The sequence below is a fragment of the Candidatus Accumulibacter propinquus genome, from assembly GCF_056856495.1.
In genome coordinates this window covers 160508-174026 of the sequence record NZ_JBSEHC010000001.1, presented here as the reverse complement: position 1 = coordinate 174026, position 13519 = coordinate 160508, and the positions used below count along the sequence as shown (strand labels likewise).

Annotated in this window: 10 protein-coding genes, 1 tRNA gene and 4 pseudogenes; all 15 read right to left on the bottom strand. The window is 63.5% G+C overall.

Annotated features, from left to right (window positions below):
• Positions 1-76: 76 nt before the first annotated feature.
• The 15 genes and pseudogenes from AC15MQ_RS00755 to AC15MQ_RS00685 all read right to left on the bottom strand — a co-directional run bounded on the left by AC15MQ_RS00755 (position 77) and on the right by AC15MQ_RS00685 (position 13509).
• Complete coding sequence (locus AC15MQ_RS00755; RefSeq protein ID WP_483079042.1) at positions 77-982, bottom strand: DUF4338 domain-containing protein; 906 nt, start codon at positions 980-982, stop codon at positions 77-79.
• Positions 983-1164: 182 nt separating this feature from the next.
• A pseudogene (locus AC15MQ_RS00750) lies at positions 1165-2061 on the bottom strand (DEAD/DEAH box helicase family protein); the annotation flags it as partial.
• Positions 1977-2264: a hypothetical protein gene (locus AC15MQ_RS00745; protein WP_483079041.1), complete on the bottom strand. Its 288-nt coding sequence runs from the start codon at positions 2262-2264 to the stop codon at positions 1977-1979. The gene AC15MQ_RS00745 and the pseudogene AC15MQ_RS00750, both read right to left, overlap by 85 nt.
• 413 nt (positions 2265-2677) lie before the next feature.
• A complete protein-coding gene (locus AC15MQ_RS00740) occupies positions 2678-3421 on the bottom strand; it encodes a M13-type metalloendopeptidase (RefSeq protein WP_483079040.1) in 744 nt (247 codons plus the stop codon).
• Positions 3418-4532 (bottom strand): annotated as a pseudogene (locus AC15MQ_RS00735) (ISAzo13 family transposase). The gene AC15MQ_RS00740 and the pseudogene AC15MQ_RS00735 overlap by 4 nt, the downstream one beginning before the upstream one ends.
• 184 nt (positions 4533-4716) lie before the next feature.
• Positions 4717-6117: a M13 family metallopeptidase gene (locus tag AC15MQ_RS00730; RefSeq protein WP_483079039.1), complete on the bottom strand. Its 1401-nt coding sequence runs from the start codon at positions 6115-6117 to the stop codon at positions 4717-4719.
• 63 nt (positions 6118-6180) lie between these two features.
• Positions 6181-6654 (bottom strand): M13-type metalloendopeptidase, encoded by a 474-nt coding sequence (locus AC15MQ_RS00725; RefSeq protein ID WP_483079223.1) that lies wholly within the window; start codon positions 6652-6654, stop codon positions 6181-6183.
• A pseudogene (locus tag AC15MQ_RS00720) lies at positions 6569-7189 on the bottom strand (M13-type metalloendopeptidase); the annotation flags it as partial. The gene AC15MQ_RS00725 and the pseudogene AC15MQ_RS00720, both read right to left, overlap by 86 nt.
• Positions 7071-7706 (bottom strand): M13 family metallopeptidase, encoded by a 636-nt coding sequence (locus AC15MQ_RS00715; protein WP_287665497.1) that lies wholly within the window; start codon positions 7704-7706, stop codon positions 7071-7073. The gene AC15MQ_RS00715 and the pseudogene AC15MQ_RS00720, both read right to left, overlap by 119 nt.
• Positions 7707-7973, bottom strand: a complete 267-nt coding sequence (locus AC15MQ_RS00710) for a hypothetical protein (RefSeq protein ID WP_483079038.1) — start codon at positions 7971-7973, stop codon at positions 7707-7709.
• 95 nt (positions 7974-8068) lie between these two features.
• Positions 8069-8298 (bottom strand): annotated as a pseudogene (locus tag AC15MQ_RS00705) (DDE-type integrase/transposase/recombinase); the annotation flags it as partial.
• A gap of 619 nt (positions 8299-8917) precedes the next feature.
• Positions 8918-8993, bottom strand: a tRNA-Asn gene (locus AC15MQ_RS00700).
• Positions 8994-9202: 209 nt separating this feature from the next.
• The gene (locus AC15MQ_RS00695) at positions 9203-11176 is read right to left on the bottom strand and encodes an acetoacetate--CoA ligase (RefSeq protein WP_483079037.1); all 1974 of its coding nucleotides are present in this window, start codon (positions 11174-11176) and stop codon (positions 9203-9205) included.
• A gap of 19 nt (positions 11177-11195) precedes the next feature.
• Complete coding sequence (locus tag AC15MQ_RS00690; RefSeq protein WP_287652125.1) at positions 11196-11603, bottom strand: acyl-CoA thioesterase; 408 nt, start codon at positions 11601-11603, stop codon at positions 11196-11198.
• A gap of 112 nt (positions 11604-11715) precedes the next feature.
• Positions 11716-13509: an acyl-CoA dehydrogenase C-terminal domain-containing protein gene (locus AC15MQ_RS00685; RefSeq protein WP_287665492.1), complete on the bottom strand. Its 1794-nt coding sequence runs from the start codon at positions 13507-13509 to the stop codon at positions 11716-11718.
• Between the last annotated feature and the right edge of the window lie 10 nt (positions 13510-13519).

Below are 13519 nucleotides of genomic sequence, written 5' to 3'. Positions count from 1 at the left end.
AAGGCCTTCTCCTGCCGTCTCTTGTTGCCGCGTTCCTCCCGGAGGCCGGCACGCGTCGGACGACGGCAGGGTTTGCTCATGGCCGGGAGATCCCGGTTACGCCGCACAACCGGTCGCGACCATCGCTGCCAAGCGGCTTGACCCACACTTGGCGGGGCGTGCTGTGATAGGACCGGCCCGGACGGGCCAGCCCGCGTCCACTGGTCTCTCCGAGCCATTGCCAACCGGCAGCCCGGTAGCAGGTGCCGGCATGGTGTCGCGGGTCGACGAAGCTTTCCAGCAGCAGCGGCTCGAAGCCCCAATGTTCGAGCCAGTCCGCACGGGCACGACGCGCGAGTTGCCCGAGCACCTGACTGGCCAGATGCGGCACCCGGACGTGCGGGAAGATCAGGAAGCGGCTGTTGTTGAGCACCCGTGGCAGGTTCTGGCGCCGGGCCTGAGCCGTCCAGCCGATCCAGGCGTCGCGCACGGCCACCGCCCGCGCTGCGCCGGACAACAGGACGCAACCGAGCCGCAACTCACCCGCCGTGATGAAGTAGCGCAGCCGATAGCCGAAGGCGCCCTGGAAACCCAGCGGGTGCCAGCGCGCCATCAGATCATCCCAGTGCGTCGCCAAGGCGGTGTCGCGGATCACTTCCAGGCGGACCGGGGCAAGGGCCGACAGCGTACAGTCCACCGGGGACTCTTCGACCAACGGCTCGACGACGGCACGGGGTGGCATCGAACGGCGTCGCGGCGAGGGTCTCGGTGTGGGCAGGACAAGCAAGCCGGCCGCCTGCAAACGCTTCAGGAACTCCAGGCAGGCGTCGATCTTCGCCGTCCCCGTCAGCGTCACCCAGCCCAGGTGTTCGCACAGCGTCGCCGCCAGTTCCCTGCGTGCCAAGCCAGGCAGCCACGCCACCGTTGCGCAGACCTCGGCTACCTCCTGCGCACTGAACTCCCGACCGCAGTGCACCCAATCGCTCGGTGTCATCACGTCCATCCCAGCACCTCCACCAGAAACGCAGAGCCGTTAGCTCAAGACTATTCTGCCAAAGGCCTCAGATATTGTTTAGCCCCCCTTTGCGAAAGTCTTATTTTGCGGTTGCCGCCAAACCTGGCTACGACTGCGTTTCGATGGTCATGCTTCAGGGCTGCGGACACTTTAGCAGTCTCGAATACCGCTTCGAAGTGCGCGACCAGATTGTCGGCGACGCTGCCGATACGGGGTTCGGCACCGACGACCTTTTCGAGCGCTGCCCACTGGCTCTTCAGCCGGGCCTGCTGCCCTTCCTCCTCGTCCTCGGCGAGTTCATCGACCGCGTCGTCGAGCTGCGGCAGCGCGGCCTCGTTCAGCGACAGTCTGGCGAGACGCGACTCGAAGTAGATGGCGACGGTCGCCCCATCGTCCTTCGCCTGTTGCATGTCGTAGATGTGGATGTAGTCGCCGAACACGGCACGCGTGTCGCGGTCCTCGCTCGATACCGGGGTGCCGGTGAAGGCGACGAAGGTCGCATTGGGCAGGGCGTCGCGCAGGTGCTGGGCGTAACCGGGCTGGTAGCGTGCCCGGTACGACGCGGCGGGCTCGGCGGCGAGCAGCGCGTGGGCGTCGTTGAATGCGTTGACGGCGTCGCCGGCGGTGTTCCCGGGCGCCCGGACGGTCCTGAGCCGGGCTTCGAAGCCGTACTGGGTGCGGTGCGCCTCATCGGCGATGACCACGATGTTGTGGCGGTCGGAAAGCACCGGAAAGCGGTCCTCGTCCTCGCCGGGCATGAACTTCTGGATGGTGGCGAAGACGATGCCGCCCGCGGGACGGTTGCCGAGTCTGGCGCGCAGGTCCTGCCGGCTGTGGGCCTGCACCGGCTCCTCGCGCAGCAGGTCCTGCGCCAGCGAGAAGACGCCGAACAACTGGCCGTCGAGGTCGTTGCGGTCGGTGATGACGACGATCGTCGGGTTCTCCATCAGCGCTTCCTGCATGACGCGCGCGGCAAAGCAGGTCATGGTGATGCTCTTGCCGCTGCCCTGCGTGTGCCAGACGACGCCGCCCTTGTGCGTGCCGCCGGGGCGCGAGGTGGTGACCACCTGAGTGATCGCCGCAGCACCGCATGGAACTGGTGGTAACCGACGATCTTCTTGACCAGGGTGCCGTCGTCTTCGAACAGGACGTAGTAGCGCAGGTAGTCGAGCAGCATGGCCGGCGCCAGCAGGCCGCGGATCAGCTTCTCCAGTTCGTTGAATTCACCGAGTGGATCGAGCGTCACTCCGTCGATGGTGCGCCACTGCATGAATCGCTCGGCATTGGCCGAGAGGGACCCCAGGCGTGCCTGACTGCCGTCGGAGATGATCAGGATCTCGTTGTACTGGAAGGCGTCCGGAATCAGTCGCCCGCAAGGTCTTCTTGATGTGGTCGAGCATGGGGTGGCAGGCGCAGGGAGTTGGTCTAGCTATCGATTATGCATCTGGGAGCCTGGCTGGACCCATTTCGGGGGAAAATCGGCGCCTGATACCGGTCGCGAACGCTGCAGGCCTGACTCAAGACCGGACGCCTGAAGGGCTGGCCCACCCTGAAACCTGCCGGCCGATCTACTCCCGATCCACGGCCACAGCCGGCGTTGCTGCACGTTTCGCCCAGCAGTTGCTCAAGCCTGAATAACGGCCATCAATTGTCCAGGATTCCAGGTGCGATTCAATCCCCTCGTCACCACATCGACACACGATCCTTCGGAGCGACCCACATCCTGTCACCCGCACGGATGCCGAAGGCGTCGTAGAAGCCAGGGTGGTTGCTCGCTGGCGCGACCATCCGGTAGGCGCCCGGTGGATGCGGCTCCGTCGCAGCCCAAACGCGCAGCAGCTCCGGCTGGACCTTCTCTGCCCACATCTGCGACCAGGCGAGGAAGCAGCGCTGCTGCGGCGTGAATCCGTCGATCCTGCGCTTGTCCTGCGGATTCGCCTTGAGGTGCGTCTGCAGCGCGCGGTACCCGAGCATTAGCCCGCCGATGTCGGCCAGGTTCTCGCCTGCCGACAGCTTTCCATTCAGGTGCACACCCGGCAGCACCTCGTAGGCATCGGCCTGCCGGATCAGGTTCTTCGAGCGCTGGTCGAATGCCGCGACGTCGGCCGGCGTCCACCAGTCGCGCAGTGCGCCGTTGGCGTCGAACGTGCGACCCATCCAGTCGAGGCTGTGCGTCAGCTCGTGGCCGATCACGGCGCCGAGCGTGCAATAGTTCACGCCGGCGTCCGCCTTCGGGTCGTAGAACGGCGGCTGCAGGATCGCGGCCGGGATCTCGACGCCGTTCATGTCGGGCGAATACCCGGCGTTCACGGCAGTGGGCACCGAGTTCTCGGGGTCGGAGAAGGCGTCGGGGGCCGGCGGCTGGCCGAGGCGTGCCAGCGAGCGGCGCGCCGCGAAATCGTTAAGGTGATTTCTACGATAGTTCATACCGTGCCGACTGGTCGGATCAAGATGTCCCACTTGGGTAGGAGCGGGTGACGTTCCAGACGGGACTCGACCGCTTGCATAGCCTCCTTGGCCACCGTGACTCCTTTCTCGTAGACCGTGCGGCTCAGTTCGACGACGGGATGAACGCCTTTCCAGGTCATGGTCTTGGCCCACTCCAGCATCATTTGGGTATCGGTCAGCTTGGCACCGTTCCAGTGCTTTTCCAGGATTCCCCAGCAACGCTCCACCGGATTGTATTTGCTGTGGTATGGCGGATAGTAGAGGAGGCGGATGGACCTGCCGATGTGATCGGCGAACTGGACCATGCGCTTGAGGAATTGCGTACGCCGGCCATTGCTCTCCGGTCCGTTATCGGCCTTGATCTGGAGGTGTGTGACGCGAGCACGCTCCTCGGGTGCTTGACGCTCCCACCAGGCGTAGAGACTGTCAATGATGAAATCGCTGGTCTTCGCCGAGCTTCCGAAGGACAGATGGAGGGAACCACTGTCTTCATTGACGACACCAAACGGCGTGTGTTTTTCCTCGCACCCCATGTCGTGGTCAGCAGCCCGGTGGTCACCCCGCGTCTTGCCGCCACGCGAGTAGTCGCCAATCTTCACCGTCGCCTTGCAGTCCATGCTCAGGCGCATGACGGCTTCGTCTTGGCTATCGCGGTCACGTTCCCGGATGTTGGCGAAAATGGCGTCGGTTTCAGGGACTTTTTTTGGGGTTTGGCCTTGAGCACCGGGCGCAACCGGTACCCGTTGCGGTTCAACACTCTCGACATACCGCTTCGGGAAGGCAGGACATCGTCCGCAAATCCCTGCGCTCGCAACTGCTTGATGGCTTCCTCCGCGGTCAGGCGGGTGAACGACAAGGTCGTGCGAAAAGTCGGGTCTTGTTGCGCATGACTTTCCGCCAGTTCCCACAGGGCTTGCGCCACCTCGGGGTGTTTCTTCTCCCACAATTTCGCACCGCAGCAGAACGCGTGCAGCCCCAGACAGATGATACCCGTACGTTTCTCATGCAGACCGAGCTGCACGGCCTGCCGACTCCAGCCGAACACCTCCTCGGCACGCCGAGCACTGCCACTACAATATTTCAACGCCATCTCCGCCTGAAACGCCCTGCGCCTCGCACCCGTCATCTTGCTCGCAGCAAGCCGGATATCTTCCAGGTGCTCGGCTTCAAGAGAAACCTTCCTTTCCGCTACCGTGGCGACTCCCATTCGCAAGACCTCCAATCGCAGAATCGGCTAAAAGTATCGCACACAACGGTATGAAGAATTGGGGATATCACCTAAGGCGCACGACGTCACCGAAATAGTCGTCAGGCGCAACGTCGACGGACGAGTAGTCGATCCATTTGTCCGGGTAGCCGACGACGATCTTCATCCTGTCGATTTTCTTGAGTGCGTAGTCCCGCGTCGGTGCCGTCAGCCAGGTGTTCTGCTCCAGCCGCTGGCGGAACTCGGCGCGGACGTTGTTCAGGAGCGCTTCGGCGTCGGCGCGGCTCTTGGCCGAGAAGTACCGTGCAACGTAGAGCTGTCCGAGATCGTGCCCCAGGTTGCGCGTGACCGCCTTCGCGACCACCTGCTCGCGTTTCGGGGCCTCGGCCTGGCCGGTCAGGGCGCGGTCGAGGGGCGCCTGAACCTCGGCCAGCGCTGGTGTCAGGTAGGGGGATGTCCGCCGCAGCACTTCCCACTGCAGGTAGGCCTTCGTGTCCTCGAGCGCATACTCGGCGAGCAACGCGTTGCGTTCCTTCAGGGCGGCGGCCTCGGTGACCTGCACGGTGCCGCCGGTCGGCAACCCGAGCACCTTGAAATACGCATCGAGGTCCAGGTTGCCGAGCATGGTCTTGACCTCGGCGTAAGGCAGCGTCTTGTACGCGGCGCGGAAGTCGCGCGCCTGCTCGGGCGTCAGCTTCTTGCGGGCGATGCGCGTCTCCATTTCCAGCACTTTGGCGGCGCGCGCCTTCGCCTGATCTGGCGGCACGCCGGCCAGCACGAGGGAGTCCGTGATCATCCGGACGTAAGCCTCGCGCACCTTCGTCAGGTCGGGCGCCAGGTAGTCTTCCGCCGCGGGCAGCGCGAGATCGGCGTCGCTCACCGCCACGACGTACTTCGTCGGATCGGTGATGCCCAGCGTGACGGTGAAGCCGAACACGACGGGCTGGTTGGTGAAGAGCGACAGCCGTGCCATCTCCTCCGCCAGCGCCTTCGACCCGTCGACCTTCGCGATCCGCTCCCACACCGGCTGCAGCGGCTTGACGCCGAGCGCCTTGAGCCGGTCGATGTCCATGCCGGCGGTGTAGAAGTCACCCACCTGCTGCACGGGCGTGCCCTTCCTCGCGGTCGGGGCTGCGGCGGCCGCATCGACCAGCACGGCGGCAACCTGCGGTTCGACCTGCTTCTTCACCAGCTTGATGCCGTCGAGGTTGGCGACGTCGCCCGGAATCGTGGCGGTATCCAGCCACTTGCCGGCGGTGTAGCGCCTGAAGTCCTGCCGCGGGTTGGCGCTCTTGTCCATCTTCGACACGTCGAACCCCATTGGGAAGCCGAAGTTGTTGTAGACGTTGGGCGGAGAATTCGGGGCAACGGACCGGGCAGGGTCGGCTCCGAAGACAGGGGCCACGGCAAAGCCGGTGGCAGCGCACAGTGCGGCAGCGAGGTACTGGGAAAATCGTGTTGGCTTCATCAGGGTAAAACTCCTTGGCGTCAGTTCATTTCTTGCGGCGGTCAGCTGTCCAGGCCGCAGCCATCACCAGATCGACACGCGGTCCTTCGGGTCGACCCACATCCTGTCGCCGGGCTTGATGCCGAATGTCGCGTAGAAGCCGGGCACGTCCTGCGCGGGCGCGAACATGCGATAGGAGCCCGGCGGATGGCCGTCGGTCAGCGCCTCCTGCTTCAACATGCCTGGCTGCTTCTTGTCTGCCCAGTTCTGGGCCCAGGCGACGAAGCAGCGCTGTTGCGGCGTCAGGCCGTCGATCCTGCGGTTTTCCTTCGGATGCGCGTTCAGGTACTTGCCGAGTGCGTCGTACGCCAGCGTCAGGCCGCCAATGTCCGCGAGGTTCTCTCCCGACGACAGTTCTCCGTTCAGGTGCGTGCCAGGTACCACTTCGTACGGGTACCACTTCGTACGCCACCGCCTGCTTGACGAGGTTCTGTGAACGCGCGATGAAGGCCTTGGTGTCCTCCGGCGCCCACCAGTCGCGCACGTTGCCCTGCGCATCGTACAGCCGGCCGCTTGAATCGAAGCCGTGCGTGATCTCGTGGCCGATCACGGCACCGAGCGTGCAGAAATTCACTCCGGCATCCGCATTCGGCGTGTAGAACGGCGGTTGCAGGAATGCAGCCGGGATCTCGATGCCGTTGCGGTCAGACGAATAGGCTGCGTTGACGACCGTCGGCAACGTGGCGCGAGGATCCACAAAGCCGTCTTCCGAGACCGGCTTGCCGAACTTCGCCAGGTTGCGCCGCGTGTCGAACTCGTTCAGCCGGAGCATGTTGCCGTACAGTACCCGGCTGAATTCCATGGACGGCTCGGTGAATTCCGGCGTCAGGTACGGCTGTGCGCCACGCAGCAGATCCCACTGCAGCAGCACCTTGACGTCGACCAGCGGCAGATCGCCGAGAATGGAATTGCGCTCACGCACGTTGCCGTCGTCGAGGACGTAGACGTCGTGACCGACCGGCAGTCCCATTGCCTGGTAGAACGTGTCGAGGTCGAAGTTCGAGACCAGTGCTTTCAGCGCGTCGTAGGTCATCGGCTTGAGGCGCAGCGAGGAATTGCGCTGCCTGCTCCGGCGTGAGTTGCTTGCCGGCCACGCGCGACTCGATCGCCAGGATCTTGTCCGCCCGAGCCTGGGCCTCGGCCAGGGGAACACCGGCGATCAGGTGATACTTCACCACCATCGTGCGGTACGCCTCGCGGACCTTGGCCATGTCGGGCGAAAGGTAGTTTTCCCGCGCAGCCATCGGCAGCGTTGCGCCGAGAAAGGCGATGGTGTACTGCGTGTTGTCACGCGGTTCCGGCAGGATGCCGGAACCGAACATGGTGCCGTCGCTCAGGACGAGCGAGAAATGCGCGATCGACTCGGCCAGCACCTGCTTGCTGTCGATGGCTTCGATGCGTGCCCACTCCGACTTGATCGGTTCCGCCTTGAGCAGCGTGAGCCGCCCGACGTCCATGCCTGACGCGTACAGATCACCCACCTGCTGCAGCGGCGTACCCTTGACTGCGCCTGGCGCGCGTGCCGCGGCTTCCGCCAGGACCGTCTGCACCTAGTTCTCCAGGTGCTTCATCATCAGTTCGACGCCGCTGACCGCATAGCGGTCGCTCGGGATCGTGGCGGCATCAAGCCAGCGGCCGGCAGCGTAACGTGAGAAGTCCTGGCGCGGGCTTGCCTTCGGATCCATCTTCGACACGTCGAAGCTGAGCGGGAAGCCGAAATTGTCTGAGAAGTCCGGCTTGGCGACCTTGAGCGGGTCGGCCAGCATTGCCGTGGGTTGCAACGCCATGGCGGCCAGAACGAACAAGCGAAGATTCATCGAAGATTCCCTCACGTGACCTGCCCCCGATTTTAGTGCCGACCCTTGGTTGGCAAAGTCCTGATTATGAGTCTATCCGATTTCCTTCTCTGATCCACATGCTCACCGGTGATGCTGTGATCGACCACGATGTCGACCGCTTCCTTGGTGCAGTCGTCGACGATGTTCAGACATTTCAGGCGCCGACCGTTCGACAGAGCATCCATGACGAAGTCCATCGACCAGAGCTGATTCGGTGCCGCCGGCAGCGTCAGCGGCTGGTGCCGCGGTGACACTTGCGCCTAGGCACAGCCCCAGCACCCGGGTACAGACGGAACACGCGCTTGTGGTTGGCCCGATAGCCTTGCCGGCCATCGGTGCGCTCACTCGGGACAGCCCCGAGAAATTCGTGCACGCCCGGGCATCTAGCCACCGCTCCGCTCTGCAACATGCCGCTGGCTCACTTATGCCACCATTGACGGCAAAGGACCGGTTGCCGTCATTGATCCAGATCGGGACCGCTCATTCATCGGCCACGGTCCTCGACAACCGACGCTTGATCGTCGCCGGGATCCATGTTGCCGACAGGTTTGCGCGCCTGGCGAACACCTGGCGCGAAGTGGCGGTTGGGGAGGGCTGCAACCGTGAAGCGCGACACAGCATGCGACCCCGTCCGCAGCCAATCCCTACTTCGCGCCGGCCGGAAGCCTTGAAGCGCCGTGGCGCAAGACGGTTTCATGTGGTCCTGCCACGCGATCGCCGAAGAGTGCCGTGAGTTGGCAAACCTGACTGTTGGACGACCCGCGGAAACTCCTGCCGGAGCAACCAACCCGACCCGGCCGTGTGCCGGGTTTTTCTTTGGTGGCGTTGATCTGGATTGCCCGAAATTGCTTACCATCTGCTTACCAGAAGACCAGAAAGCAAAAAGCCCAACCTTATGAGTTGGGCTAAGCGCTTGTTTTCTTTGGCTCCCCGACCTGGGCTCGAACCAGGGACCTACGGATTAACAGTCCGACGCTCTACCGACTGAGCTATCGAGGAACACGCGAGGCGGCAGTTTAGACATTCGCAGTCCGTCCGTCAACTACTCTGTTGCAGACACGTGAATGGTGGCCTTCATTCCCGGCTGGGCGGTTGGCATGCGCGTGAAGCGACTCCTGCCTTGAGCCAACAGAGGTGCCACGCCGAGTATTCGCCAAATCAGGTGCAATGCCGACGTGCGTACGCTGATGAGGAGACGTGACGCGGAGTCAGTACTGCAGTTCGGCCCGCGCACGGAAGAATTCCAGCGCTTCCGGGTTGGCCAGGGCTTCGACGTTTCTCACCGGCCGCCCATGCACGACGTTGCGCACCGCGAGTTCGACGATCTTGCCGCTCTTGGTGCGCGGGATGTCGGCAACCTGCAGGACCTTGGCCGGTACGTGACGCGGCGTCGTATTCTGGCGAATCTGTTGGCGGATGCGGCCGACCAGCGCTTCGTCAAGGGTCATCCCCTCACTCAGCTTGACGAACAGGACCACCCGCTGGTCACGCGCCCACTCCTGGCCGATGACCAGCGACTCGACGACCTCCGGCAGTTGTTCGACCTGGCGATAGATCTCCCCGGTGCCGATACGCACCCCGCCGGGATTGAGTACGGCATCCGAGCGACCGTAGATGATCATGCCCTCGTTGGTGGTGAGTTCGACGAAATCGCCGTGGCACCAGACATTGGGGAAGCGCTCGAAGTAGGCGGCGTGGTACTTGGCGCCTTCGGGATCGTTCCAGAATCCGACCGGCATTGCCGGGAAGGGCGCGGTGCACACCAGTTCGCCACGTTCGCCCAGCCCTGCGGGAATCGGCCGGCCCTCCGCGTCGAAGACGTCGACGGCCATGCCGAGGCCGCGACACTGCAACTCGCCGCGGTAAACCGGAAGGATCGGACTACCCAGTGCGAAGCACGACAGGATGTCGGTACCGCCGGAAATCGACGCCAGCAGAAGATCTGCCTTGATTTCGCGATAGACGTAGTCAAAGCTCTCCGGCGCCAGAGGGCTGCCGGTCGAAAACATGACTCGAAGATGCTCGAGGCGGTGTGTCTGACGCGGTTGGAGGCCGCTTTTGGCAATCGCGTCGATGAACTTGGCCGAGGTACCAAAGTGTGTCATGCGCTCGGCGTCGGCGTAGTCGAAAAGGATCGTTCCCGGTCGGCCGGCCCCCCGCACGAACGGCGAACCATCGTAGAGCAGCAGCACGGCGCCTGAGGCAAGCGCCGAAACCAGCCAGTTCCACATCATCCAGCCGCAGGTGGTGAAGTAGAAGATGCGGTCATCCGGCCTGATGTCGCCGTGCAGTTGGTGCTCCTTGAGGTGCTGCAGCAAGGCACCGCCATGACAGTGGACGATGCACTTCGGCACCCCGGTGGTGCCCGAGGAAAACATGATGAATAGCGGGTGCGCGAAAGGTAGCGGCACAAACTCGATCTCGGCAGCGGCGTACGGTGCGACGAAGTCGACGTAGCGCACGCCATTGCGGATGCTGGACACTGCCGGCGAATCGTCCAGGCAGGAGACGACCAGCGTCCGCTCCACGCTTGGCATCTGCGCGGCGACTTCGGCGTTCTTGGCCATGCAGTCGACCCGCTTGCCGTTGTACCAGTAACCGTCAACGCACAGCAGGATCTTCGGTTCAATCTGCCCGAAACGGTCCAGGACCCCCTGTACCCCGAAATCAGGCGATGCGGACGACCAGATGGCGCCGAGCGCAGCCGTTGCCAGCATGGCGATCAACGCCTCGGGCATGTTCGGCAGATAGGCGGCGACGCGGTCACCCTGGACGACACCAGCAGCCTTCAGCGCCTGCGCACAGCGCGAAACCTGTACATAAAGCTCGCCTCGGGAGAGGCGGCGCCTTATCTTGTCCTCTCCCCAGAAAACCAGGGCGTCGGCGTCATCGCGGCGGCGCAGGAGGTTCTGTGCATAATTGACCCGGGCCTGCGGAAACCAGCGGGCGCCCGGCATGCGGTCGCCGTCTTCGACGACGCTCGCACCGCATTCGCCGAGCACCCGGCATTCATCCCACAGCGAACGCCAGAACGCCTCGGGACTGGCCACCGACCAGCGCCAGAGGCTGGCGTAATCCGAACAGCCGGCTTGCCAACGCAGGTTGACTGCGGCGATGAAGGAACTGAGTTTCGCTGTCGCGACAGCATCGGCGCTGGGGCGCCAGAGGGCTTCGTTTTCCATGACCTCGCTCCTCCTGTGCTCAGGCAGGCAATTCCGCACGCAGTTCGTCGGGAATCGGTACCGACTTGCCGGTCGCCACATCCATCCAGACGATTTTCGAGTCGCCTGTCGCATACAGGGTGTCGTCGCCCTGCAACCCGATTTCGTAGTACGTCGGCACGCTACTGCGCCCGGGACGGCCGCAGAACATGCGCACTTCGACGACACCCGGATAGTTCAGGGGAACCAGAAAGGTGCAACTGGCGTTGATGATCACCGGTGCCGAGCCCCGCGGCATGACCTTGAAGCCGAGGGTTTCAAGGTACTCAACGCGGGCCTGCTCCATGTAGCGGAAGTAGATGGTGTTATTGACGTGTCCGTAGGCGTCCATATCGCCCCAGCGGATCGGAATCAGGCTGGTCTGGACGAGTTTGCGTTGGCTGTGCATTGGCATTCCTGGTCTGATTGCGCGGGTTCGGTCCTGCCGGCAGACGGCAAGACCGAACCCGCCGAACATGAGCAGCGGCGGCCCACCCGAAGGGACCGCCACTATCCGCCGCTCAGAACATGTCTTCGGGCAGTGCCAGCACCCCTTCGGCACCATCGGTCACACTGCTCGCCAGACCGGCGGCCTGCGACAACACGTGGTCGGCATAGAAGCGCGCGGTAACGATCTTTGCCGGGTAGAAGGGATCACTGTCACCCGCGTCGATCTTTTCCTGTGAAATCAGCGCAGCACGGACCATCTGCCAACCTCCGGCAACGATGCCAAGCAGCGTCAGGAAAGGAACCGCGCCCGCCGATGCCGCACGAACATCCTTGCCATAAGTGGCCACCAGCCATTCCCCGGCGCTCGCCAGGGCGTCGACGCCGGCGGCAAAGCGACTACGGATGGCCGCGAGTTCTCCCCCGCTCCGCTGAGCCAGGTCGGCGTCGAGCGCACGCATGTCAGCAATCAGCGCGTTGAGAGTGGCGCCGCCTTCGCGAGCAATCTTGCGGCCGATCAGGTCATTGGCCTGGATGCCCGTGGTCCCTTCGTAGATCGTCGAAATCTGGGCATCACGCAAGTGCTGCGCGGCGCCGGTTTCTTCGACGTAACCCATGCCGCCATGTACCTGCACCCCGAGCGAAGCCATGGTGACTCCCGATTCGGTACTCCAGCCCTTGACCACCGGGATCATCAGATCGACAAAAGCCTGGTTGCGCTTGCGTACCTCGTTGTCTGGATGGTGCACTGCGGCATCGTGCGCGGCGGCCACCACGTAGGCCAGAGCCCGGGTGGCCTCGGCGCGCGACTTCATGGTCATCAGCATGCGGCGGACGTCGGGATGGTTGATGATCGCCACCTTTGGGCCGCCGCGTACGCCGATGTCGGTACACTGGATGCGCTCGCGCGCATAGTCGCGCGCGCGCTGGTAAGCCCGCTCGCAAGCGGCAACGCCTTCGAGGCCGACGCCAAAACGCGCCGCATTCATCATGATGAACATGTATTCCAGACCGCGATTCTCCTCGCCGACCAGGTAGCCGACGGCACCGCTTTGATCGCCAAAAGCCATGATCGCGGTCGGGCTGGCGTGGATACCCAACTTGTGCTCGATCGACACGCAATAGGCATCGTTGAGAGCCCCCAGGCTGCCGTCGTCGTTGACCATGAACTTCGGAACAATAAACAGCGAAATCCCCTTGACCCCCTCGGGGGCCGTCGGAGTACGAGCAAGCACGAGATGGATGATGTTCTCCGCCATATCGTGGTCACCATAGGTGATGAAGATTTTCTGTCCGAAGATCTTGTAGGTGCCGTCTTCCTGCGGCTCGGCACGTGTGCGTACGGCGGCAAGATCGGAGCCGGCGCTCGGCTCGGTAAGGTTCATCGTACCGGTCCACACGCCGCTGACCATCTTTTCGAGGTAAGTCTGCTTGAGCTCGTCGCTGCCGGTAAGTACCAGCGACTCGATGGCCCCGGCGGTCAGCAGGGGGCATAGAGAAAACGAGTGGTTGGCCGCTTTCCACATTTCGGCGACGGCAGCGGCAACGACCTTGGGCAGCCCCTGACCACCCCACTCGGGTTCGCAGGCCAGCGCCGTCCAGCCGCTATCGGCGAACAGCTTGTAAGCTTCCTTGAAGCCGGCAGGCATGGTCACCGCCTTGTCTTGCCAGCGAGCCCCCTCCTGATCACCGGACCAGTTGATCGGTGACAGGACTTCCTCGGCAAAGCGTCCCGCTTCCTCGAGCACCGCATCGACCAGATCCGGGGTTGCTTCTTCGCAACCAGGCAATTGCGCCACCTCGTCCAGCCCGGCAAGTTCCTTGAGCACAAACTGCATGTCACGGATGGGGGCAATGTATTCACTCATGTATTTCTCC